Below are 22,109 nucleotides of genomic sequence, written 5' to 3' on the forward strand. Positions count from 1 at the left end.
GGAGGGCGATATGAAAAAGATACTGGCAGTAATGCTCAGCGTTGGTATGTGCACTTCAGCCTTTGCAAGCAGCGATGGCTTTGATGAATACCTAAATAAATTGCGTGCAGAAGCGCGTGATAAAGGCATTTCCGAACAGGTGATCAGTGCCGCTTTTGCTGATGTGGAATACAAACCACGAGCAGTCAAAGCCGACCGTAACCAACCTGAGAAGAAACTGACGTTAGATGAATACATTCCGCGCGCGGTACCTGAGTGGAAGGTAAAACAAGCGAAGCAACTGTATAAAGAACACTACGCTGAGCTAAAACGCATTGGTGATGAGTTTGGCGTGCAGCCGCGCTTTATCGTTGCACTTTGGGGCGTGGAAAGTAACTTCGGTAAGTTCACTGGTAACTTCCGCGTGATCGACGCGTTGTCGACCATGGCGTTTGAGGGTCGCCGTGAAGAGTTCTTCCGTAAAGAAACCATGGCGGCACTACAAATCCTAGATGAAGGTCATATCGAGCTAGAGAACTTCAAAGGTTCTTGGGCTGGTGCGATGGGTCAATGTCAGTTTATGCCAAGCTCATTCCTACGCTTTGCCGCGGATGGTAACGGCGACGGCAAGAAGGATATCTGGCAATCAGAAGCTGACGTGTTTGCTTCTACTGCGAACTACCTAAGCAAATCTGGCTGGGATGATAAGTTCACTTGGGGTCGTCAGGTTAAAGTGCCACACGGCATTGACCACAACCTGCAAGGTCGCGAAGCGGAAAAAGGTAAGTATCTGCAAGAGTGGAGCAAGCTTGGCATCACCAAATACGATGGCAGCCCACTTCCTAAGCTGGACGAAGACATCAAAGCATGGTTGATCATGCCAGACGATGAGAACGGTCGTACTTACCTGGTGTACAACAACTACAATGTGTTGATGAAGTGGAACCGCTCTTACTACTTCGCACTGGCGGTAAGTCATTTAGCTGACCGCATCACATTCTAGATTGAATATATAAACGAATAAAAAGGGGCTCTTCGGAGCCCTTTGTTTTCTCTATTTGAAACGAGGTTTGCGTGTTATCTGAACGTGCTGCACAAATGGTGATCTTCTCGGCGTTGATCAAACATAAAAACTTTACCGCTGCGGCAAAGAGCCTAGGCGTGTCTGTTTCTCACGTCAGTAAACAGCTCAGCCAGTTGGAAGCATCACTGGGCATCAAGCTTGTGCAACGCACCACGCGCAGCTTCACGCCAACCGAAGCGGGGCAAACCTTCTATCACCATTGTGAACAAGTGGTGCAAGCCGTTAGCAGTGCCACGTTAGAGATGGAAAGCCAACGCGATGAAGTCGCCGGTTTGGTTCGTCTCGGTTTGTCGCAGTCTTTTGGCACGCTGCACATCATTCCTGCCATTCAAGAACTTCGTGAGAAATACCCGCAACTGCAAGTCGAAGTGCATTTGTTCGATTACAAAGTCGATATGCTCGAAGAAGGCTTGGATCTGTGGATTACCAATAATGAACATTTGCCAGAAGGTTACATTGCTCAGCGCTTAGCAGATTGCCAATTTGTGGTTGCTGCTTCGCCAGATTACTTACTCAAGTTCGATACGCCAACCGAACCGAATGACTTGTCGCAGCACAACTGCCTTATTTACCGCAGTTGGGAGCGTGACTACACCAGTTGGGCGTTCACCAATCGCGAGCAAGAGCTCAACGTGAAAGTCTCTGGCAACTACTCGGTCGATTTAGCAGAAGCGGTGCGTGATGCCGCAATCGCAGGGTGGGGGATTGCTTACTTAGCCACTTATTTGCTGGGGGATGAATTCCGCTCAGGCAAACTAATACAGCTTCTACCTGATTGGAGAGCCAGCCAATCCATGCCATTTTATGCGGTGTACCCAAGCCGTCAACATATGCCGAAAAAGATCTCAGCAGTGATCGAGTTCATCAAACAAAAGATCGGATCGCCTTGCCATTGGGATCAGCGATTAGCACCGTATATTTCGATTCCGAAGTAGGGAATACATAAAGTGATTTGAATCACAAAATTTTTCCAAATCCAGAAACATCTTTTCCATTTGGAAATAATAACTTTAGGCAAACGTTTATCTTTATTTAATTCAAAGAGTTATTTTTCTGGTTAAAGAGTGAGCAGGCGAGATTCTCAGCCTGTTAACATCCCCAACTTGCAGCTTTTTTTACGCTCTATACAATCCGACGCCTTTCCTGTTCCCCCTTTTGTCGGATTCATTTTATGAACTCAATTCTTGGTATCGTAGCCATCCTATTCGTAGCATGGCTGCTTTCGACTAACCGTAAGAACATTCGTCTACGAACGGTGTCTTTGGCTTTTGCTCTGCAAGTAATCTTCGCGCTATTGGTACTTTACGTACCAGCGGGTAAAGAAGCGCTTAACGCAGTAACTGGCGCGGTTTCTAACCTAATCAACTACGGTCAAGAGGGCATCGCGTTCCTATTCGGCGGTCTTGCGACCAACGGCTTTACCTTCGCGATTAACGTACTTGGTATCATCATCTTCTTCTCGGCACTGATTTCTGGTTTGTACCACATCGGTCTAATGCCAAAAGTGATCAACCTAATCGGTGGTGGTCTTCAGCGTTTGCTAGGTACAGGTCGTGCAGAATCGTTATCTGCAACAGCGAACATCTTCGTTGGTATGATTGAAGCGCCGCTTGTAGTAAAGCCATACCTGAAGCACATGAGTGATTCTCAGTTTTTCGCAGTAATGACTGGTGGTTTGGCATCGGTTGCTGGTGGCACGCTAGTAGGTTACGCATCACTGGGTGTGGATCTTAACTTCCTAATCGCGGCAGCATTCATGTCAGCGCCTGCAGGTCTTCTGATGGCAAAAATCATGATGCCAGAGACAGACACCACAACACCAGATATCGACCTAGACCAAGTAGAAATGCCACGTGCAACCAACGTGGTTGAAGCAATGGCAGACGGCGCAATGTCTGGTTTACGCATCGCAGTGGCGGTAGGTGCAACCCTATTGGCGTTCGTGAGCGTTATCGCGATGCTAAACGGCATTCTAGGCTGGTTCGGCGGTCTATTCGGTATGGAACTGAGCTTCGAGCTAGTACTTGGCTACCTATTCGCACCAATCGCATGGTTGCTAGGTATTCCTTGGAATGAAGCTATTGTGGCTGGCTCACTGATCGGTAACAAGATTGTGGTAAACGAGTTCGTAGCCTTCATCCAACTGATGGAAGTGAAGTCTCAGCTAAGCGCACACTCACAAGCTATCGTAACCTTCGCACTGTGTGGTTTCGCAAACATCTCAACCATGGCAATGCTGATTGGTGGTCTAGGCTCACTCGTACCAGAGAAGCGTTCATTCATCTCGAAATACGGCTTCCGTGCAATCGCAGCAGGCGTAATGGCGAACCTGATGAGCGCATCAATCGCTGGCGTGATTTTGAGTCTTTAATTGAAAGGCGATGGAAGGTTCCCTTAAGTGGGGAGCTTCTTCCAATTGAAGTAATAGAAAGAGAAGAAATGAGTATCCCTAAAGGCATTTAGGGATACTTTTTTTCGTTAAGCGGCTTTAAGATCTTTTGCTTGAGCTAGGTGCTCTTGAATGCTTAAAGCCAATGCTTTTGCAAAAGGGACAGCAACAGCATTACCAATCATCTTGTAGCCCGCTGCAACATTGTTGTAAACGAACTCAAAGTCATTCGGGAAGCCCTGAATTCGTGCGCACTCACGCACACTCAGACGGCGATATTTGTCTTCGTGACCTTCCACAAACTTAAACTTGTCTGTCTCTACTTTTTCCATTTTTGGCGCGCCTGGGTGAATCGGTGCGTGGCGACCGCCAGCCTGAATGGTAAAAGAAGGCTCATCCCAAGTTCTCACTCGGTTTCGAGACATAAACATCGTAGAGAAACCGCCAATCATGTACTCGTGGTTTAGCACTTTTACATCTGGGTTTGGCTTCTGCTTGTCTAATGCAGGCACTGCCGTTCCATCAAGGTCTGCAATCACGTGCTTCAAGGTGCGACGTTCTGTTTTTTCCATTGGTTCTGGGAAGGTGTACTTGATGTTTAAGTCACTTCTGAAGCCAATAAAGATAACGCGCTTTCTGTCTTGCGCAGCACCGTAGTCAACCGCGTTCATCATCTGGTAATACAAATCATAACCAGCATCTTTAAACATCTGCTTGATGTTGTTGAGCGCGTTTGCATGGCGTGTGTGCTGCATACCACTTACGTTTTCAGCCAAGAAGAACTTAGGCTTTTTCGCTTCTAGGATACGGATAAAATCGAAGAACAGCTGACCACGCTTGTCTTCGATACCACGTTGCGCACCCGCTTCACTCCAGCTTTGGCATGGTGGACCACCAATAATACCATCACATTCAGGCACTTCATCCGCATCAATGTTTGTAATACTACGTCTGTCCAACGTAGTGTGAGGATGGTTCTTCTCGTATGTCGCCCAAATATCTTTATCGTATTCGTTAGCCCAAGTTACATTGAACCCGGCTTGTTCGAACCCTAGGTCTAAGCCACCAGCCCCAGCAAAAAAAGAAACGATTCGTTGTGTCATGCTCTGATATATGTCGTCTAAATAATGGGCGTATTGTACCAACTTACTGTACATAAGGCCAGTGATTTTTTCTCACGTTATTTCAATAAGTTGAATGTATGGCTGCACTTATACCCAAGTAACCTCGAGATGCTAGGTTCAGCGAGAATGACTTGGTTTGTAGACGCGGCGGCGATTTAAAGATCTAGTCATTCTAAATCAAGAATCGGCAACAAAGTATACAAGCCAAGGCAGCTCGCCCTTTGGGAGCGTGTCATTGACCCGATTGCTGCGTCAAACAACTTGGAAAGAGCTGGCTATTACACTGCGTTGTTTTCCTTACTCTCGAATCAATGACAACGCTCTGAATCCTGCATCTTGAAGTCACTTGGGTATAGTAGAAGCTAGACTCAGAAAGCGCGATGGGTGAGAGGGCATTGAGTTAATACTTCAAAATAAGTGACAAGCTCATCGGCAAGTTTTGGATTGTTGCAACTCAAATAGTAGGCATTCACCTCGGAATGTGTCCCTTCGTAGGTTGTATCAGGCATGTTGACGAGATTCATTGATGCAACATAACGGTAAATAAATTGAGTCTCTGTCAGGTTACCCGTGGAGATAATGATTGTGTCATCGACGATGATAAATTTAGCGTGCAAAGAGGTGTTGAAGTAATACGCCGTGTTTGGTCTTTGTTTGAGGAAGTTGACCATCTGGAGAAAGTTCGTGGTATTAGAAGGCATCCGCGTTTCCACTAACTGCTGGTTGATGCAAACGTAGTGTTTACCTGATTTTTTAATTTTGTGCTCATCCGTATAGGTTTGGGAAATGACGCGCAGTTCGACATCGGGATGGTTAGGTATTAAGTTCTGATCATTAATGTGCTGTGCACACAGAATGACCCTTTTTCTCGCATTGCGAATCAGGGTATAAATTTTATCCTGCACAATGGTATTGGATTCATTTAAAAAGTGAGCGGTAAAGTAGATGCCTTGGTCCCATGAGGGGGAAGACAATCTCTCTTGTGTCTTCTCTTGATAGCTATACCCTCGTTTTTTCTCGTAATGTTTGATGTTTTCGCTATTGATTTTTAAGTGGTCAAAAAACTCCTGACACCTTTGATGATCGTGTTCTGAGTTTTCCGTATGAACCAATAACTCATGCTTAATTAAGTCCCTGACAGCCATATTTGAAGACGTGACCATGGAGTGACTAGACCCCGATTTGAACTTAATAAATAGGTGTTTGATATGGAGAGAGTAGGGCATTCTTCCTCGAGAGAAGGGCTTAACATACTTCGATCGGACATACATATGATCACAGATGTACAAGTTGATTTTTGGATTCTCAGACTTGGCAAATCTGCCATATAAATATTGGGCGATGTCCTTTTTGGAGAACGGTTTTTTCTGTTTACTTTGTAGTGCTTTGTTTTTGCTTAGCTTGGGTGCGAAAGTGGGAGATTGCGCCGGAGTTTTATCGTAGCCCTCTAAAGGAATAGAGAAGATATTCAATGTAATTCCAGCCTTCAACGCTGATCCAATCATACTTTCCAGCATCAACTTGTTATTGCATAAATACAGCGCGAGATTGATCTCTTCGATCTGCTCTTTTTGTTGGTCGATAAAATTGCAAATGAAATCAGTAAATTTGGGGCTTCCACCTTCCGCGTAAAACTCATAATCCGGTAGGTTTTGTTTTGGTGATGGACCATCAAACAGTATTCTTTCTCGCATGGTATTTAGCTGTACAGAAACAAATGAAAGCCACTATACCGCGACTAAATTGTGTATTGGCTGTGTTTGAATGAACTTAGAAGTGGTTCAAAAAATACTCACTCTCTATTGAGTTATATTGTTATTAACGGCTGGGGTTAGAGTTACAGCCAATAAAAAAGGCTCCACTGGAGCCTTTTTTTCATCGGGGGCGCACTTACTTTTTGGTGTGGAACTGTTCGCATGCCAGCATTGTGTTCTCAATTAGGCTTGCCACTGTCATCGGACCAACACCACCTGGTACAGGGGTAATGAAGCTCGCGTTTTCACGCGCTTTATCGTATTCCACGTCACCCACTAGTTTGCCTGACTCAAGACGGTTGATACCCACATCAACCACAACCGCGCCTTTCTTAATCCACTCACCAGGAATGAAGTTCGGCTTACCAACCGCAACTACAACAAGGTCTGCTTGGCGAACGTGACCTTCTAGGTCTTTAGTAAAGCGGTGACAAGTCGTTGTTGTGCAGCCAGCAAGAAGCAGCTCAAGAGTCATTGGGCGACCAACAATGTTTGATGCACCAACCACAACTGCGTGTTTGCCACGTAGTTCGATGTTGTAACGGTCAAGAAGCGTAATAATGCCTTTTGGTGTACAAGAACGAAGCTTAGGAATGCGCTGTGCTAGACGACCCACGTTGTAAGGGTGGAAGCCATCCACGTCTTTCTCTGGGTGAATGCGCTCAAGAACGTGCGTTGCGTCGATGCCAGCAGGAAGAGGCAACTGAACAAGAATACCGTCGATTTCTGCGTCGTTGTTCAACTCATCAATTAGAGCCAGCAATTCTTCTTCCGACGTTGTCGCAGGAAGGTCAAAAGACTTAGAGACAAAGCCAACTTCCTCACACGCACGGCGCTTACTGCCAACGTATACTTGAGAAGCTGGATCTTCACCAACTAGAACAACTGCAAGACCAGGAGCGCGAAGACCAGCTTCAATACGAGCTTTCACACGTGCTGCAACTTCGGATCGAACAGTTTGGGAAATAAGAGTTCCATCTATATTTTGAGCAGTCATGACTTTCCTTTTAAATTGAGAAGGCAAATTATTTGCGGCGCATTGTCGCAGAAAATCCATTTAACATCCATACGCAAACGTTTGCTTTGTGGTGTTTTTGAACATTTAGCCTTTTGGTGCCCTTTTTTTAGGCATTCAGATCAGAATGTTATGAAAACTCGTTGATTTAAGCGCTTGAACTCGTATAATCCTGTCCCTGTAGCGCGCCCTTAGCTCAGCTGGATAGAGCACGTCCCTTCTAAGGATGTGGTCATAGGTTCGAATCCTATAGGGCGTGCCATTTATTCAAAAGCCCCGATAACTCTCTGAGTTGTCGGGGTTTTGTCGTTTTGGATTGTCCAAAATGACTCATTTCATAGAATTTGGTTCTCTTCTATTCCATTTAGTAAATCATGAAAAAAATAATTCTAACCGCAGTTGTGCTTTCTATTTTAAGTGGATGTGTCACGCGTAAAGTTCGTGTGCTTCCACAAGCTGTCAATATTTCTCCGATTACTGACGTAGCAATTAAAAATCTTAATTGTCAGATGGTGGACTCTTACACGATTGAAGATATCCATCCTAACAACGTTGACCGTATGTTGAAGAATCAAACATACGCATCGGGAGGTAACCGTTATCACATTGCTACCGTGCTCGATACCAGTCGTGGTCGTCCTTCCAGTGTGGTTGCTGAGTTGTATCATTGTCCATCGGCACCGAGCGTAAGTGTGGCTAAAGCAACCAAAACCATGTTACTGCCTGGTGCCAATGAGGTGCAGCCAATCTCATTTGCAGAGGTGGAAAACAATGAGTGTAAAGTCATCGGTAACCAAGTTGTGTCTGAGCAACAAAAAGGTTCGTTATTTGAGGAACTTGCAAACCAAGTTTATATGGCGGGTGGTAACCGATATCACGTGGTGAAGGTGATAGAAACCGATGGACAAACCCCAACGTCAGTTTCAGCAGATGTTTATCGCTGTAAGCACCGTTCTGTAGCTTACGAATAGAACAAAAAGCGCTAGCTAAGAAGCTAGCGCTTTTTTGTTTAAAAGGGGCTTAGATCTTTTTAAAGATGAGTGAGGTGTTGATACCGCCAAACGCAAAGTTATTGCTCATTAGGTATTCAACATTGAGCTCGCGACCTTGTCCTGAGATGTAATCTAGGTCGCCACATTGTGGGTCTAGGTTCTCTAGGTTAAGGGTCGGGTTAAACCAACCTCCGTGCATCATCTCTAGGCTTAGCCACGCCTCGATAGCACCACAAGCACCTAGGGTATGACCAAAGTAGCTCTTCAATGAGCTGATTGGCACTTTACCGAGTGCATTTGCCGTGGCGTTGCTTTCTGCAATGTCGCCGCGGTCAGTCGCCGTACCGTGCGCCGATACATAATCGATTTGATCTGCCGAAATGCCTGCGTTCTGTAGCGCCATCTCCATACAGATTTGCATGGTTTCCATTTGAGGTTGTGTTACGTGTGCAGCATCGCAGTTGCTTGCAAAACCAATGATCTCGGCATAGATTTTCGCGCCGCGAGCCACTGCGTGTTCGTACTCTTCTAAAACCAATGTACCTGCGCCTTCGCCAATTACTAAGCCATCGCGCTCGGTATCGTAGGGTCTTGGGGTACTTTTCGGTGCGTCGTTTTTCAAACTGGTCGCGAAAAGGGTATCAAACACAGCCGATTCTGTTGGGCAAAGCTCTTCAGCGCCACCTGCAACCATCACGGTTTGGTAACCGTGCTTAATGGCTTCGTAGGCGTAACCAATCGCTTGGCTGCCAGAAGTACATGCGCTACTGGTTGGGATTACGCGACCTTTTAAGCCAAAGAACAGACCAACGTTAACCGCAGTCGTGTGTGGCATCATTTGTACGTAAGTTGTCGCGGTAATCGCTTTGGTGGTTTTGTCATTTAGCATTACACCAAATGCGCCAATGGCATCGGTACTGCCTGTAGATGAGCCGTAAGCGATACCGGTTTGACCGTTAGTGAGAACATCATTGCCAATCAGACCGGCTTGGCTTAGCGCGTTTTCTGTTGCGACAGTCGCAAGCTTAGAGACACGACCCATACCGCGGACTTGTTTGCGTTTGTAATGCTTCGGTAGTTCGAAGTCAGTTACAGGTGCAGCAAGCTTGGTGTTCAAACCATCATATTGCTCATAAGAGGGCATGTATTGAGTGGCGTTCTGGCAGTCGCGCAGTTTAGGCTCTACTGCTGACCAATCGTTACCAAAGGCGGTAACACCGGACATACCTGTCACAACGACTCGACGACTCATACTAAGCCTCCATTTACTGAGATAACTTGGCGGGTAACATAACCTGCAATATCAGACATCAAGTAGCTTACTAGACCAGCCACTTCCTCTGGTTCACCCATGCGACGAAGAGGGATTTGCGGCATCGCGTGCTCTTTTACGTGCTCATCCACCATGCCAGTATCAATAAGACCTGGTGCCACACAGTTCACGGTGATCTTACGTTTTGCGAGTTCAAGCGCGAGAGATTTCGTTGCACCAATCACGCCAGCTTTTGCCGCACTGTAGTTGGTTTGACCACGGTTGCCCATCAGACCAGACACCGACGCGAGAGTCACAATACGACCGCCTTTGCGTTTTTGTACCATTGGCATTACGCAAGGGTGCAGTACGTTGTAGAAACTATCTAGGTTGGTATGAATCACGCCATCCCATTCTTCTTCCGTCATAGCTGGGAAAGCAGTGTCGCGAGTGATGCCAGCATTGTTGACGACACCGTAGTAAGCACCATGCTCTGCGATGTCGGCTTCTAGTTTAGTACGGCATTCTTCGCGGTTGCTGATATCAAACTGGATCAGACGACCTGAGCCACCATGTTGTTCAATGGTCTCTAAAGTGTTTTGTGCGCCTTGTTGATCGCCCATGTAATGCACGACGATGTGGAAACCGTCTTTGGCAAGTTGAACGGCGATGGCTTTACCAATGCCTTTACTGGCACCAGTTACGAGGACTTGTCGGGTCATTGTTGACTCCTGATTTTCATTTCTTTTAATTTTTCTTCTGATGGAACGTATACGTTCAACTGACAGGTAGCGATGGTTTTTTCTCGCCACTCCATGCGAGCAGAAAACACCGCCATGCCATTGTCTTCCATCATTTTCTCGGCATATACGTCGAGCTGTTGACCTTGAGTAAAGGCATCGCACTCAGAGGTGTAACGTCGACTGCCTAATAAGAACCCAATAGGTGGCTCCTGTCCTTGAATAAGGGCATGGTAGCCAGACCAAGCGGCAACAGACTGTGCCATAAACTCTATGCCGACATACGCCGGAACCGTTTGAGTATCACGGTTGAAAAAAGGGTTGTGCTCGCCAATATCAACCTGACAATGGATGGTGTCTTGTTGAATATCGATAGCACGATCAACCAAGATCATTGGTCTATCGTGCGGAAGCAGTTGTTCAATTGGGGGAAGTTTAGTCATGAGCGTAACCAAAAATAAGACTAACGTTATTACCGCCGAAAGCAAAAGAGTTGCTTAAAATCGCTTTTCCACCAAGTTTTGATGGTGCTTCAACGAGGGAGATTTCGATATCTTCCGCTTTGTTTGCGCAATGCTGGACGGGGAGATCGAGATCGTAATTCAAAATATGCCATGCGATTGCCGCTTCAGTTGCGCTGGCGGCACCTAGAGTATGACCGGTTAACGGTTTGGTTGAGCTCACTGATACAGCATCGCCAAAGCAGCGGAAAATGGCTTTGCTTTCCATCGAATCGTTCAATGGGGTCGCGGTTCCATGCGCATTGATGTAACCAATATCTTCAGCCGTTAAGCCAGCGTTTGAAAGGGCTTTGTTCATGGCCTCTTCTGCACCTAGTCCCTCTGGGTGTGGTGCAGAGATATGGTGTGCGTCAGAGCTGTCTCCTGCGCCTAACAACGCCACTTTGGCGGGCGTGTGGCTCAATAGCATGATGGACGCGGCTTCTCCGATATTAATACCCGAACGATCTGCATCGAATGGTAAGCAGTGTTTATCTGACAGGGCTTCTAGACCACTAAAGCCATTTAAGGTCAGGCGACATATGGTGTCGACACCACCAACAATCACGGCATCGACTAGCCCCGATTTTAAAAGACGTTGAGCGGTGATAAATACGCGTCCACTGGAAGAGCAAGCTGTCGATACGGCGTAATGAGGACCTGTCAGTCCAAAATACTCGGCGACAAAGTCACTGCAATGACCAAGCTCTTGCTTACGGTAATGGTAATCGTTTGGGAACGCACCATCTGAGAGCTTTTCTGCAAAGGCAATTTCACCATCTGCAATGCCGGAGGTGCTGGTCCCGATCACTACGGCAATACGGTCTGAGCCATATTGGCTAATGGCTTCGCGGACTTTGGGTTCGATCTGCAAAATGACAGAGAGTGCGAGTCGGTTGTTTCTAGAATCAAACGAATGCAACGCCTGCGGAAGCGTTGGTAATGGTTCTAAGACGCGTCCAATAACGGTTTCTCGATCGTTATTCAGAATAGTTTTATCCACGACCATGTTTGATGGCTTAGAACCTGATAGACATTGATGAATGCTTGTATCATCGTTACCTATCGCGGAATGAAAGCCGCAGGCCTGTATATACAAAGGTTGAGGAGAGCGAGTAGACATAGTGTTGTATTAGGATCGTTCTTAATTTAATTGATACTGCAGTGTTTGAATAGAAATCGAAAACGGATGTTGAAGGTGATTAAAGCTAATCTTACCTTTCAGTTTGTCGTGATTCTCATAGCGGATGTCTATGATCTTTTCACCGTCGCTATTAAACACGGCTCTAGAATATTCATCATCAATCATTCGCCACCTTACCTTATTTAGCGGCGCTTCCCAAGCAGAACTCGGCCACAGCGTGATCATTAGGTTGAATAGTACTTGCTCCGGTTCTGGCAACGTGCCATCGAGACCGGTTAAAACTTCTGTATTTATCTGCTCACCATTGTAGTTGAGGGATAAAATTCGGGTACCCCAAGAGGAAAAGCCGGCTAGTGTGACATCGTTGCTGTTCACTTGTAATTGCACCGGCAGTTGTTCTTGTCTCTCTTTTCCTTCTGCGGTCCAAGTCGCAGTAATCAACTGGCTTGCTGTGAGGTGATAACCGAGATCGTTCGGGGCAGGGAGCGCGACAGAGACGCCTTGTTCTATTTCGACGCTAGGCGTTGATTGTTTGGGTACTAAGCTGCAAGCACTGAGCAAAGTTACAAAAATCATTGTGATGAAAATACGCACGGCCGTGGAAGTGCTCATTGTGATTTTTCCTTAGTCATAATAGCAATCGGCGAGAGTAGCCAAGCGATGAAAATGCCGCTTAAAACGGTCACACCAAAGCTATGAATCGCATGGGTTTGACTGAGAGAGAGTAACCCAAAAGACAATACCGTTGTGATGGCAGAGAGCGTAATCGCGAGAAGAGTGCTCAAACTGCGTGCTTTCTCAGCAAAAAATAGGGTGTAGTCGATACCGATTCCCAAGATCAGGATCAAGCCTAACAAGTTAAATAAGTTGAGTGTCGAGCCAGCAGCAACCGCGGCAGCGAGACCTCCAATACAAGCAATTGCTGAAGGGAGTAAAATACGCCAACCGTGGTGAAAGCCGTAGCGTTTGACTAGAACGGCAAAAATAATCGCGGCAGCAGCAAATAACAGCTCCATGATTTTAATGCGGTACTCGCCAAATAATGTCGAGATCTCTTCGGCTTTGTTTAAGTAACTGATATCTGGTTGAGACTGCGCAAATGCTATTACAATTTCTGGGTCGTTCAACTTGTTTAACGTGATGACCGCTGCCGATTGGCCTTCGATTTCTCCCAAGTAGAGGAAGCGAATTGGTTCGGACACCGGATTGTTTAGATAGTCTGGCAAACTGACTGGCACAAGGGTGTTTGTCAGTTTTGGCTTGTGTGCCAGTTGTAAGCCTGATGCTAAAGCAGAAGCTTGCGTTTGGTACAGATTCGCTATCAGAGCAAAATCACTTTGTTGGCGTTCGGTTGAGCCCAGATACTTACTCAAACTTTGATAGCCTTCAATGATGTTGGTTTGTTGCCATTGCTGTAGCGTGGGGTCAAGTTGCTCTAGTCGTTGAAGTAGAGATTGATCCGTGTCGGCGGTGACCACAAGCATTTGCTGAGAAGCCTGCATTCCACTGACTTTTGTAATCAAAGCTTCTTGCTGCTTTAGCGTTTCTGGCATGGCTTGCAATTGGCGAATGTCATCGTCGTACTTCAACTGAGTGAGAAAATAGCCACTGATGATAAGACAGATAAGCGGCAGCCCAACTTTCACACTAGGACGTTGCCACACAGATAACCATGCAGACAACAACCGATGACCCGGTACTTTCACCGCATTGCGAGAAGGTTTCACTGCGAGAATCGGGTACCAAGCCACTACGGTTGCGTAAGCGGCAATCAGTCCGATAGAGGAGAAGAGGGCAAGTTGCTGCAAGCCTGGGAAAGGCGCAATCAACATGCCTAAATAGCCAATCAAACTGGTGATAAGACCTAAAGTGATGGCAGCAAAAATATGTTTGAGACCTTTTCGACTGTCCCACTGGCTGCCTTCAGATAAACGTTCCGTCAGATAATGGAAGGCGTAGTCTATTGAAACGCCAATCAAGCTTGCACCGAAGACCAAACTGAATAGATGGACTTTGCCAAATACCCAAGTGGTGACGCTAAGAGCAATCAGCAAGCCAACCGAAATGGATAACAGCGCTAAAGAGAGCGGCATTAAACTGCGGAACACAACCAAGAACAACACGACGATGCCCAATAAAGAGAATACGCCAATAGTGCTGATTTCTGATTTCGCACTCTGAGTGCCAAAGTCTGCGTAAAACAGTACGCCGGTATGCGCAGTTTTAGCACTAAACTGTGCGGCGATGGATTGCTCTAGTTGTTCGATTTTTGGAACGACACTTTGAGTCGAGAGAGCGTATGGAGAACCACTGAGTGTCGCAGTGATTAAGAGGTATTGTTGACCATCTTTTTCGACAGACAAGTAGCCATTATCGAGTCTAAACGCTGATGTTTGCTGCGTGACTTGACTTAAGTAATCACGAAACAGCAAGAACGGATCGTTTTGTAGCTCTTGACCTGTTACGCCCGAAAACGGGTTGTAAAGGGATTGAACCACATATTGCACTTGAGCTTGTGGGTCTTGGCTTAGTCGCTCTCGTTGTGCTTGAGTCAGTTGCTGGAAACGATGATTGAAGTAGTAGCTTGCCCAAGCTTGTTGAGCGTCAGGTGATATTTTCCCGACGACGTTGGTAAACTGTTGGGTTTCTCTTAACCCTTTTTCAAATGCGCCAGCGGCTTTTAGCAATTGTGTTTTGTCGGCAGTGGTCAGCACAAAGATGACTTGATCACTCATGCTGGTGGAGACTGCTTCAAACGCTTGCTCTGCGATTGGATTTTGCTGATTTTCAGGCAGCAGTTTTAGGATGTTGGTTTCAATCGGCGAGTGTTCGCTCCCCACCCATTGTTTTAATAGCAGGGCGCTTGCGATCACAACTAAGCTTAACCAAAGCCAAGCCAATGCGTATGAACCTAGACGGAATTTAGAAATCAAATTGAGCCTTTTCTGCATCCGTTAATTCCTTTGGCAAAGACGCTTGTTGAGTAAACTCAATCTCTGTTTTGTCTCCGCGCAGTTCTTCTAGCATTAATTGGTCAATATGAGTGTTACCAGAGAGCGTGATGGTTTTAAACACCGCGTTAAGTGGCGCTTGTTTTGGAGTGAGAACCAATTGCCATTGACCACTATCTTGAGCAGAAAAGTCCAGCGTAAACTGTTCTTTCAATGCTGCGGTATCACCATGGAAAACCGATAGAAATACATGGCTAAAATAGAATGCCATTGGGTTTTCTTGTGCGGTGATGGTTTTTGGCGCTTGGTTAGCAAAGGTCTGGCGTAACTTGTCTTGAGTTAAAACCAAGTTTACGGCAAATGGGATCTGCTGTTGCCAAAGTAAACCGTGCGATTTGCTGAGAGTAAAAATGCCTGTTGAAGTAAGCGGTTGATTAAACATCTCTAGGTGACGGCTTTGCTTAAAATCGCCGCGGACTACTTCATTTTGTGACAGCTGCGCCTGCAATGAGTCGAGATCCACCACTTTTGCCCAGCTCGGAGTCGAGAATGATACGAGCAGAGCCATAGACACAAATAAAGAGAACAAGGATTTGCGCATTAAGATAAGCTCCCACACTTATGCCACTGCTCTACTTTATCTAGAAAAGCGGCAGGAGAAACAAAGCACATTTCTTGTTTTTCGATAGAAACTGCCACTTGTGTGGTATGAGCTTTACACATGCGCTGATCGGTTTTGGCATCATAAATCACGTAGTCTACGCGCAAGCGGTTTTCCCACTCAGTGAGCGTCGCGGTAATGCGAATTTCATGGTTGAATGGGATTGCCTTTACATACTTCACGCGGGTGTCGATGATTGGCCACATGTAGCCCGACGCTTGCATATCACCGTAGCTGTACTCAATCTTCTCCATTAGCACTCGGCGTGCTTCTTCGAAGTAACGAAAGAAGTTACCGTGATAGATGACGCCCATCGGATCAGCATCCTGAAATGAGGTGACCATTGTCACCTCGGTTTCTAGCGGGTAAAGGACTTGTTCTTGCATTACGCCTCCGCGTACAACAACCAGTGACGTTGTTGGATTTTAGCGATGAAGTTACGTAGATCGTGCTCTAGTGGACGGTCTTCGACAACAAACTCGAACTCTTCCAGTACCGCATCGCGAATCATCTTCAAGTTACTGCTCATGTGGTGTTCGTCTAGCTCATTATGGCGGCGACGAATCTCTACCGCTTGAACACTCGCCAGCAAAGATGCCGCTGCGACTTGTTCTGTCAGCTCAAGAACGCGCATACAGTCGCGAGCTGCAATCGTACCCATGCTCACTTTGTCTTGGTTGTGACACTCTGTTGAGCGTGAGAACACGCTTGCAGGCATGGTGTGTTTTAGCGCTTCTGCTGTCCAAGCTGAAATACCAATTTGCACCGCTTTAAAGCCATGGTTGATTGGCTTACGTTCGCCTTCCGCACCCGTCAGGTTGAATGGCAGACCATTGTTGAACTTGTAGTCCATTAACTGAGCCATCTGACGATCCAGTAGATCCGCTAGGTTCGCGATGTTTGTTTTCAGTGTGTCCATCGCCATTGCAATATGACCGCCGTAGAAGTGTCCACCATGCAGTACGCGTTCGTTGTCGCCATCGATGATTGGGTTGTCGTTTGCGCTGTTAAGCTCGTTCTCGATCAATTGACGCAACCAAGGAAGAGAATCTTGAACCATGCCGATCACGTGTGGAGCACAACGCAGAGAGTAACGATCCTGCAGGCGGTCACTGTTGCGTGGTGGGCGTTCCGCTTTAAGGTCGTTACGTAGCCATGCCGCAACTTGTTGTTGACCCGGATGAGGTTTGACTGCGAAGAGGGCTTCATCAAAGTGGAAATCATTGCCCTGCATACCTACCGATACCATCGCCGTGATCTTAGTGCACAACTGAGCAAGGTATTCTGCGCGTTTGTAAGCAATACACGCCAGAGCAGTCATCACGGATGTGCCATTCATCAGTGCCAAACCTTCTTTTGGTTTGAGCGTAATTGGAGTAATGCCAAGTTCAGTAAATACATCAAGAGTTGGGCGTACTTCACCTTTGTAAAGCACATCGCGCTCACCAATAAGCGCCGCAGCAAGGTAAGACAGTGGTGTTAAGTCGCCACTAGCGCCAACCGAGCCTTCCTGGGGGATGCGTGGTGCAATGTCGTGGTTGATCAGGTTGACGATTTGGTTCAATAGATCATGCGAAACACCAGAAACCCCTTGTGATAGAGAACATAGGCGAGTTGCCAGCACGGCTCTTGCTTGCTCATGAGACAAGAGCTCGCCTAAACCACAACCATGAAAGCGAGTGAGGTGAAGGGGTAATTCATCGACCAATGCTGGTGGGATTGCAACAGTGCAAGAGTCGCCATACCCAGTGGTTACGCCGTAAATTACGCCTTCTTCTTTAAGTAATTTTTCTAGGAATGCCACACCGCGATCAATCTTCGATGTGAATTCCGGTGACGCATTCATGTTTGCTTTTGCACCGTGTGCAATCGCGACGACATCTTCAATCGAAAGGCGTTCTGCACCAAAGGTGATGCTTTGATTATTGTTCATTGTCATGTTGCTGATTACTTAAAGTCCAGAAATTAAAAAAGTTGTACCACTGCAATGGAGCTTGCAGTGTGTGATGTTCTAATCGTTGCGCATATTGCTGAACCACGTTGTCCAGCGCTTCTTGGCGACTCTTACGTGGTAAGACGATTTGATCACTAAAATGTTCAAAATATACGTTAAAGTGCGGCGTTTCGGCGTTATCGTCTCGTAGACCAAACAGCAGATAAACTGGAGCTTTCAACACTGAAGCCAACATAAATGGTCCCTGTGGGAAGGGCGCTGGCTTGCCTAAAAAGTCCGCCCAAACGACGCGGCTTTCAACGCTGGTGGAAGTGCGATCGCCAACAATCACCACCCATTCACCTTGCTCTATTTTTTGTTGAAGCAAAATGGCGGTATCAGGTCCCATCGAACTCACTTGGATAAGGTTAAGCTCGGAGCTTGGGTTGACGGCCTTCATCACGGCATTAAATTGCTCGGCGTGCTCGGTGAACACCAATGCATTGATTTTCACGTGTGAATGTCGGCGACCAAGCGCTCTACACAATTCGATGTTACCAAGGTGGGAACCAAGAATGACCACGCCTTGTTGTTTTTCAGCCATCTCTTCGAAGTGGTGTTGACCATGAATGGTAAGATTGTCCACACTGAAATCACCTTGCCAAGCTGCCAACTTATCAAGCATGGTTCGCCCAAATGACAGCAGGTGCTGATAGCTGTCCAAAGGTTGAGGTAGGGTGATGTTCTGTTGTTTCGCGTGTTGTTGCAATTGATCTAAGTAGATCTCAGAAGCTTGTCGAGCAGACTTACCTGTTAGGTGGTAGTAACGCATTACGAGCTTCAAAATGAGGTCAAAAACTTTGCGCCCAAATACTCGATAAACGGCTAATAGGGTTTTGATCCCCAACACGGTGCCTTGTTCTTTTCGCTTTGACCAATGAGCGTCGCGAGATGTTGCTTGCTTGGATTCGTTTGCACGCTTGTGCTTACGAGCCAGCAATGAAGGGATGCGAGGCAACATGCCAAAGAACAAACGTGTGTGCATCCAACTGATTTTTACGTTGTCCCAAAGTGCATCAAAATGAGAAATGCCACCTTCAGGGTAAATCACGCGTGTTGGTACGAAATCAATATCGGTGCCTTCCCAATACATACGAACTAAGATCTCAATGTCGAAGTCCATGCGCTTACCAATGTCGTACTTGTGGAGCACGTCCACAGTTTGGGTAAGAGGGTAAGCTCGAAAGCCACACATGCTGTCTTTGATAGAAAGCGATAGCGTCTCAATCCACACCCAAACATGGGTCGCGTATCGTCCGTAGAGACGTGATTTAGGTACGCTTTCGTCGTAAACCGGTTGTCCAGAAATTAGTCTGTTTGGGTTAGCCTGCGAAGCCTGCAATAACGTTGGCACAGCCTCAAGGTCGTGTTGCCCATCGGCATCTATCTGAATTGCATGAGAGAACCCTTGTAGCTGCGCTTGCTTAATACCAGCCATTACTGCGCCACCTTTACCTTGGTTTTCTGAAAGGCGAATCAAGGTGATTTTCTCTTCATTTGCTAAAGCATCTAGAGCACGTTTTGTCTCTTCATTACTGCCGTCATCAACGACTAAAACTGGCAGGGAAAAAACAGACAACGACTCAACTACAGCCGCAATCGTGCTGCCATGGTTGTAGCATGGAATAAGAAAACAAGGGTGGTATTGGTTCTCGTTGCTTGCGCTTGTCACGTTAATTCCCTAGCTTCATTTTGCCTGAAGAGTGAACCACGGTTTGCTCGCCCGAGATCGACGTATACTTAAATGCCAGTTTTTCACGCTCTGCATCCCAGGAAAGCGTGAGGCTAACGCACATGTCCGGTAGGATAGGTTCTTGGAATTTGATGACTTCCATGCCTTTGAACAGTGTTGGTGTGTTCAAGTATTCGACCGCATAAAACAGCGCCCAATCGATTTGTGTTACGCCTGGCAACAATGGGAAATGGGTAAAGTGACCTTGGAAATCCAAGATGTCGGCATCGACACGCATTTCAATCGTCGCGATGTGATTGTCGATATCAACCTGTTTGAGCGTTGGTTTTCTTTTGTCCATGATGAGTTCTTTTATTCTTGGAACAGTTTTTCTATTTCAGCGATCTGGCGCTTGCCTTGGCTATTGAGCGGAATCTCGTCTAAAACGCGGAATTTTCTTGGAATAGCAATCGGCTCTAACCAGCTACGCAAGGCTTTTCTTAGCGCTAACCAGAACTTACCTTTCCCGAGTTCTTGCAGTGTTTGATCGCCTTCGTTGGTCAAGACTATCACTGCAAATAGAGACAGCCGCCCGGCATCTTCCATCGGGATGACGGCACTTTCTTTTACCCACGGCAATTGCTCTAAACGCTTCTCGACTTCGACCAACGAAACGCGCTTTTCTTCAACTTTGACGATTCTGTCGGTGCGACCGCGTAGTTCGAAGGAAATACTATCATGGAAATAGCATTCATCTGCAGTTTGATACCACGCGTTTTCATCAATGTGGGGGGAGCGAAGCTTTAAACAGTTTTCATGATTTAGAGCGGCTTCTACACCGGGGAATAGAGTCCAAGGTTGGGTAGCAGATAATTGCTGTCGATAAGCGATACCACCCGTTTCGGTACTGCCGAAGACCTCTAATGGGTAATCACCAAACAATTGCTGGCTGTGATTGGCAGCATCATTAGCTAAAGGACCTCCAGAAGAAAAAACGCAGCGTAACGCCGATGGTTGATGCTCTTCTGTCAGGCGTTTAAGTAATGCAGGGCTACTGATCAATGTTGTCTCAGTAGAGGCAAAATGCACAATCTGCTCTGGAAATTCTAAGTTATGAGCGGCAAAAGGGCGCCCAGAGCACAATGGCCAGAGAACGCGGAATAGTAATCCGTAGATATGTTGGTGAGATACTGTGCTCTCGATATGAGAACCTTCCAGTTTGTCTCCCCATAAGCCGTCAAGAATGGCGACTTCCACATCCAGTTGTTTGAGTGTTTTTCTGATCGCTTTTGGTTTACCGCTTGAACCTGAGGTAAACAGCGTGACGTTGATATTCGCAAGTGGCAAGGCTTGCCATTCACAAATGAGAGAATCGAAACTTGTATTCACGTGCAAAGCTGAGAGCCCTGTCGGAATCATCACTTCAGTGTCGTGCAATACAAGATCGAAGTGCTCGTCGAGCTCTTTTAAAGCTTCAGGTTGGTAATTGCCGGGAAGGACGATGGATTTTCCAGCATGGCAACAAGCAAAGAAACTGAGCGCAAAAAGGTAGCTGTTGCCAAAACAGAGCGCGATTCGTTGGGCATTAAGCGCTTCTAACGTTGCTCGCAAACTGGCGACGTTATGCTGAAAAGACTCCCACGTCATGGTTTGGTTTCTGTCATACGCAATCGTGGATTGTGCCTCTCTATTGGCTGTCATTAAGGTCGCAATAGAGGAGAAGTTTAACGAACTTGTGTTCATACGATTTAATGTTCCTTTCGTACAAATTGACGCACTATCCATTCACCAGCGAACAAGCTACCAGCGAGTAAATAACTGATTAAGCCGTTGTACAGCGTCCAGATTTCGATTGGTTGAAAACAGGTATACAGTGCTACCGATGCATTCAAGATAAAGAATCCACACCACACGATCGTAACTTTTCGTGTGTAGATCACGCCACTTTGAGGAAGTTCAGGCTCTTGAAGGCGAGCCAGTCTCTCGATGATGGTTTGCGGTTGCTTCAAGCTCAGTGAGAACACGCCAAGCATGCAAAGGTTGACGACAACAGGGTAGAACTTTAGCCACCCGTGCTGCTTAAAAACAACACCTAAGGTGACTAAGACAATACCCACAACGCCCGTGGTGATCGCAAGGAACTTAAACTCTTTGAGTGGTGTTTTGTTTGCAGCGAGTAACCGCAAAAGCAACGCTGCAACCAATAAGCCACCAACCAGATTTAAACCAAATCGGTCGATACCGAAGTAAACCGCGAAGGGATAGGCAAATAATACAATTGCAGACAAAACCGTCAGCAATTGGCGCATTAACTTTCCTTGAGAAGTTCAGTTACTGCATTAACCACGTCATCGACAGTACGAACTGTGCTGAATTCTGCTGGTTTGATCTTTTTGCCAGTGACATTTTGTAGGTGTACAACAAGGTCTACGGCATCAATGCTGTCTAGGTCTAGATCGGTGTAAAGATGGGCTTCTGGCTGAATGTCTTCAGCTTCAATTTCGAATAGCTCCACAAGCGCATCTTTAACTTGTTCAAATACTTGATCTTTATTTACGTCTGTCATGAATATACCTAAAAACTATTCATTATCTTGAGAAGAGGTTTGAGAAGAAATGTACTTCGCAAGGTTAGCTACAGAAGCGAAGTGCTCACGAGTGTTCGAATCGTCTGCATCAATGACAATGTTGTATTGCTTTTTAATTGCTAATCCAAGTTCAAGAGCATCGATAGAATCCAAGCCAAGACCATCACCAAAAAGTGGTGCTTCTGTTTCAATATCGTCGACGGTTAAATCTTCTAGGTTTAGAGCGTCAATAATAAGTTGCTTGATATCGTTGTGTAATTGTTCCACTGGGA

At 46.4% G+C, this 22,109-nt stretch carries 22 protein-coding genes and 1 tRNA gene; 5 read left to right on the plus strand and 18 right to left on the minus strand.

The genetic code is table 11. The annotated features are described in order from the left end of the window. Positions 1–10: 10 nt before the first annotated feature. From OH463_RS00400 to OH463_RS00410, 3 genes are all read left to right on the plus strand, one after another. Positions 11–982 (plus strand): lytic murein transglycosylase, encoded by a 972-nt coding sequence (locus OH463_RS00400; RefSeq protein ID WP_009698569.1) that lies wholly within the window; start codon positions 11–13, stop codon positions 980–982. Positions 983–1,053: 71 nt separating this feature from the next. After that, positions 1,054–1,998 carry a LysR family transcriptional regulator gene (locus tag OH463_RS00405; RefSeq protein ID WP_005446456.1) on the plus strand — a complete coding sequence of 315 codons (945 nt, stop codon included), beginning with the start codon at positions 1,054–1,056 and terminating at the stop codon, positions 1,996–1,998. A 236-nt stretch (positions 1,999–2,234) separates the two neighbouring features. After that, a complete protein-coding gene (locus tag OH463_RS00410) occupies positions 2,235–3,434 on the plus strand; it encodes a NupC/NupG family nucleoside CNT transporter (RefSeq protein ID WP_005446458.1) in 1,200 nt (399 codons plus the stop codon). Positions 3,435–3,541: 107 nt separating this feature from the next. Here the strand turns inward: OH463_RS00410 and OH463_RS00415 are convergent, their stop codons facing one another. The 3 genes from OH463_RS00415 to folD all read right to left on the minus strand — a co-directional run bounded on the left by OH463_RS00415 (position 3,542) and on the right by folD (position 7,327). Next, positions 3,542–4,555, minus strand: a complete 1,014-nt coding sequence (locus OH463_RS00415; protein ID WP_005446460.1) for a DNA cytosine methyltransferase — start codon at positions 4,553–4,555, stop codon at positions 3,542–3,544. 389 nt (positions 4,556–4,944) lie between these two features. Next, positions 4,945–6,270, minus strand: coding sequence for a hypothetical protein (locus tag OH463_RS00420; RefSeq protein WP_269990258.1), 1,326 nt, complete (start codon positions 6,268–6,270; stop codon positions 4,945–4,947). Positions 6,271–6,466: 196 nt separating this feature from the next. Then, entirely contained in the window at positions 6,467–7,327 is an 861-nt protein-coding gene (folD, locus tag OH463_RS00425) for a bifunctional methylenetetrahydrofolate dehydrogenase/methenyltetrahydrofolate cyclohydrolase FolD (RefSeq protein ID WP_005446463.1), read from the minus strand. 203 nt (positions 7,328–7,530) lie between these two features. Between folD and OH463_RS00430 the strand changes: the two genes are divergently transcribed. Then, positions 7,531–7,607: transfer RNA gene (locus tag OH463_RS00430), tRNA-Arg, on the plus strand. Positions 7,608–7,719: 112 nt separating this feature from the next. Next, positions 7,720–8,316: a DUF1471 domain-containing protein gene (locus OH463_RS00435; RefSeq protein ID WP_199479027.1), complete on the plus strand. Its 597-nt coding sequence runs from the start codon at positions 7,720–7,722 to the stop codon at positions 8,314–8,316. Between the two features lie 49 nt (positions 8,317–8,365). On the opposite strand, the gene OH463_RS00440 is transcribed toward OH463_RS00435, so the two are convergent. From OH463_RS00440 to OH463_RS00510, 15 genes are read right to left on the minus strand one after another with little or no spacing between them, the layout of a single operon-like run. After that, positions 8,366–9,589, minus strand: a complete 1,224-nt coding sequence (locus tag OH463_RS00440; RefSeq protein ID WP_005446466.1) for a beta-ketoacyl-ACP synthase — start codon at positions 9,587–9,589, stop codon at positions 8,366–8,368. Further along, positions 9,586–10,311: a 3-oxoacyl-ACP reductase FabG gene (gene fabG, locus OH463_RS00445; RefSeq protein WP_005446468.1), complete on the minus strand. Its 726-nt coding sequence runs from the start codon at positions 10,309–10,311 to the stop codon at positions 9,586–9,588. The genes OH463_RS00440 and fabG overlap by 4 nt, the downstream gene beginning before the upstream one ends. Further along, on the minus strand, positions 10,308–10,772 hold the full coding sequence (locus tag OH463_RS00450; protein WP_269990259.1) for a hotdog family protein: 465 nt from the start codon (positions 10,770–10,772) through the stop codon (positions 10,308–10,310). Before OH463_RS00450 ends, fabG begins: the two co-directional genes overlap by 4 nt. Beyond that, the gene (locus OH463_RS00455) at positions 10,765–11,952 is read right to left on the minus strand and encodes a beta-ketoacyl-[acyl-carrier-protein] synthase family protein (protein WP_269990260.1); all 1,188 of its coding nucleotides are present in this window, start codon (positions 11,950–11,952) and stop codon (positions 10,765–10,767) included. The genes OH463_RS00450 and OH463_RS00455 overlap by 8 nt, the downstream gene beginning before the upstream one ends. Positions 11,953–11,973: 21 nt before the next feature. Then, complete coding sequence (locus tag OH463_RS00460) at positions 11,974–12,585, minus strand: DUF3261 domain-containing protein (RefSeq protein ID WP_005446475.1); 612 nt, start codon at positions 12,583–12,585, stop codon at positions 11,974–11,976. Beyond that, positions 12,582–14,924 carry an MMPL family transporter gene (locus OH463_RS00465; RefSeq protein ID WP_269990261.1) on the minus strand — a complete coding sequence of 781 codons (2,343 nt, stop codon included), beginning with the start codon at positions 14,922–14,924 and terminating at the stop codon, positions 12,582–12,584. Before OH463_RS00465 ends, OH463_RS00460 begins: the two co-directional genes overlap by 4 nt. Continuing rightward, complete coding sequence (locus OH463_RS00470) at positions 14,896–15,525, minus strand: LolA family protein (RefSeq protein WP_269990262.1); 630 nt, start codon at positions 15,523–15,525, stop codon at positions 14,896–14,898. Before OH463_RS00470 ends, OH463_RS00465 begins: the two co-directional genes overlap by 29 nt. Further along, positions 15,525–15,971 carry an acyl-CoA thioesterase gene (locus OH463_RS00475; protein ID WP_269990263.1) on the minus strand — a complete coding sequence of 149 codons (447 nt, stop codon included), beginning with the start codon at positions 15,969–15,971 and terminating at the stop codon, positions 15,525–15,527. The genes OH463_RS00470 and OH463_RS00475 overlap by 1 nt, the downstream gene beginning before the upstream one ends. Continuing rightward, a complete protein-coding gene (locus OH463_RS00480; RefSeq protein WP_269990265.1) occupies positions 15,971–17,524 on the minus strand; it encodes an HAL/PAL/TAL family ammonia-lyase in 1,554 nt (517 codons plus the stop codon). The genes OH463_RS00475 and OH463_RS00480 overlap by 1 nt, the downstream gene beginning before the upstream one ends. Then, on the minus strand, positions 17,508–19,250 hold the full coding sequence (locus OH463_RS00485) for a glycosyltransferase family 2 protein (RefSeq protein WP_038898589.1): 1,743 nt from the start codon (positions 19,248–19,250) through the stop codon (positions 17,508–17,510). Before OH463_RS00485 ends, OH463_RS00480 begins: the two co-directional genes overlap by 17 nt. Before the next feature lies 1 nt (position 19,251). After that, positions 19,252–19,611: an ApeI family dehydratase gene (locus OH463_RS00490; protein ID WP_005446483.1), complete on the minus strand. Its 360-nt coding sequence runs from the start codon at positions 19,609–19,611 to the stop codon at positions 19,252–19,254. Between the two features lie 11 nt (positions 19,612–19,622). Then, entirely contained in the window at positions 19,623–20,993 is a 1,371-nt protein-coding gene (locus tag OH463_RS00495) for an AMP-binding protein (protein ID WP_029788645.1), read from the minus strand. Between the two features lie 5 nt (positions 20,994–20,998). Further along, entirely contained in the window at positions 20,999–21,559 is a 561-nt protein-coding gene (locus OH463_RS00500) for an intracellular septation A family protein (protein ID WP_009700647.1), read from the minus strand. Then, complete coding sequence (locus tag OH463_RS00505) at positions 21,559–21,816, minus strand: acyl carrier protein (RefSeq protein WP_005446488.1); 258 nt, start codon at positions 21,814–21,816, stop codon at positions 21,559–21,561. The genes OH463_RS00500 and OH463_RS00505 overlap by 1 nt, the downstream gene beginning before the upstream one ends. A gap of 15 nt (positions 21,817–21,831) precedes the next feature. Beyond that, positions 21,832–22,104 (minus strand): phosphopantetheine-binding protein, encoded by a 273-nt coding sequence (locus OH463_RS00510; protein ID WP_009696047.1) that lies wholly within the window; start codon positions 22,102–22,104, stop codon positions 21,832–21,834. Positions 22,105–22,109: the final 5 nt, after the last annotated feature.

The sequence above is a fragment of the Vibrio sp. NFR genome (assembly GCF_027587095.1).
Classification (GTDB): Bacteria; Pseudomonadota; Gammaproteobacteria; order Enterobacterales; family Vibrionaceae; genus Vibrio; species Vibrio harveyi.

Excerpts from the sequence above, each read along its gene's own strand:
- OH463_RS00460 (WP_005446475.1), bottom strand. The coding sequence starts at position 12,585 with ATGAGCACTTCCACGGCCGTGCGTATTTTCATCACAATGATTTTTGTA.
- OH463_RS00440 (WP_005446466.1), bottom strand. The coding sequence starts at position 9,589 with ATGAGTCGTCGAGTCGTTGTGACAGGTATGTCCGGTGTTACCGCCTTT.
- fabG (WP_005446468.1), bottom strand. The coding sequence starts at position 10,311 with ATGACCCGACAAGTCCTCGTAACTGGTGCCAGTAAAGGCATTGGTAAA.
- OH463_RS00410 (WP_005446458.1), top strand. The coding sequence starts at position 2,235 with ATGAACTCAATTCTTGGTATCGTAGCCATCCTATTCGTAGCATGGCTG.
- OH463_RS00400 (WP_009698569.1), top strand. The coding sequence starts at position 11 with ATGAAAAAGATACTGGCAGTAATGCTCAGCGTTGGTATGTGCACTTCA.
- OH463_RS00500 (WP_009700647.1), bottom strand. The coding sequence starts at position 21,559 with ATGCGCCAATTGCTGACGGTTTTGTCTGCAATTGTATTATTTGCCTAT.
- OH463_RS00420 (WP_269990258.1), bottom strand. The coding sequence starts at position 6,270 with ATGCGAGAAAGAATACTGTTTGATGGTCCATCACCAAAACAAAACCTA.
- OH463_RS00450 (WP_269990259.1), bottom strand. The coding sequence starts at position 10,772 with ATGACTAAACTTCCCCCAATTGAACAACTGCTTCCGCACGATAGACCA.
- OH463_RS00435 (WP_199479027.1), top strand. The coding sequence starts at position 7,720 with ATGAAAAAAATAATTCTAACCGCAGTTGTGCTTTCTATTTTAAGTGGA.
- OH463_RS00455 (WP_269990260.1), bottom strand. The coding sequence starts at position 11,952 with ATGTCTACTCGCTCTCCTCAACCTTTGTATATACAGGCCTGCGGCTTT.
- OH463_RS00495 (WP_029788645.1), bottom strand. The coding sequence starts at position 20,993 with ATGAACACAAGTTCGTTAAACTTCTCCTCTATTGCGACCTTAATGACA.
- OH463_RS00415 (WP_005446460.1), bottom strand. The coding sequence starts at position 4,555 with ATGACACAACGAATCGTTTCTTTTTTTGCTGGGGCTGGTGGCTTAGAC.
- OH463_RS00505 (WP_005446488.1), bottom strand. The coding sequence starts at position 21,816 with ATGACAGACGTAAATAAAGATCAAGTATTTGAACAAGTTAAAGATGCG.
- OH463_RS00490 (WP_005446483.1), bottom strand. The coding sequence starts at position 19,611 with ATGGACAAAAGAAAACCAACGCTCAAACAGGTTGATATCGACAATCAC.
- OH463_RS00470 (WP_269990262.1), bottom strand. The coding sequence starts at position 15,525 with ATGCGCAAATCCTTGTTCTCTTTATTTGTGTCTATGGCTCTGCTCGTA.
- folD (WP_005446463.1), bottom strand. The coding sequence starts at position 7,327 with ATGACTGCTCAAAATATAGATGGAACTCTTATTTCCCAAACTGTTCGA.
- OH463_RS00465 (WP_269990261.1), bottom strand. The coding sequence starts at position 14,924 with ATGCAGAAAAGGCTCAATTTGATTTCTAAATTCCGTCTAGGTTCATAC.
- OH463_RS00480 (WP_269990265.1), bottom strand. The coding sequence starts at position 17,524 with ATGACAATGAACAATAATCAAAGCATCACCTTTGGTGCAGAACGCCTT.
- OH463_RS00475 (WP_269990263.1), bottom strand. The coding sequence starts at position 15,971 with ATGCAAGAACAAGTCCTTTACCCGCTAGAAACCGAGGTGACAATGGTC.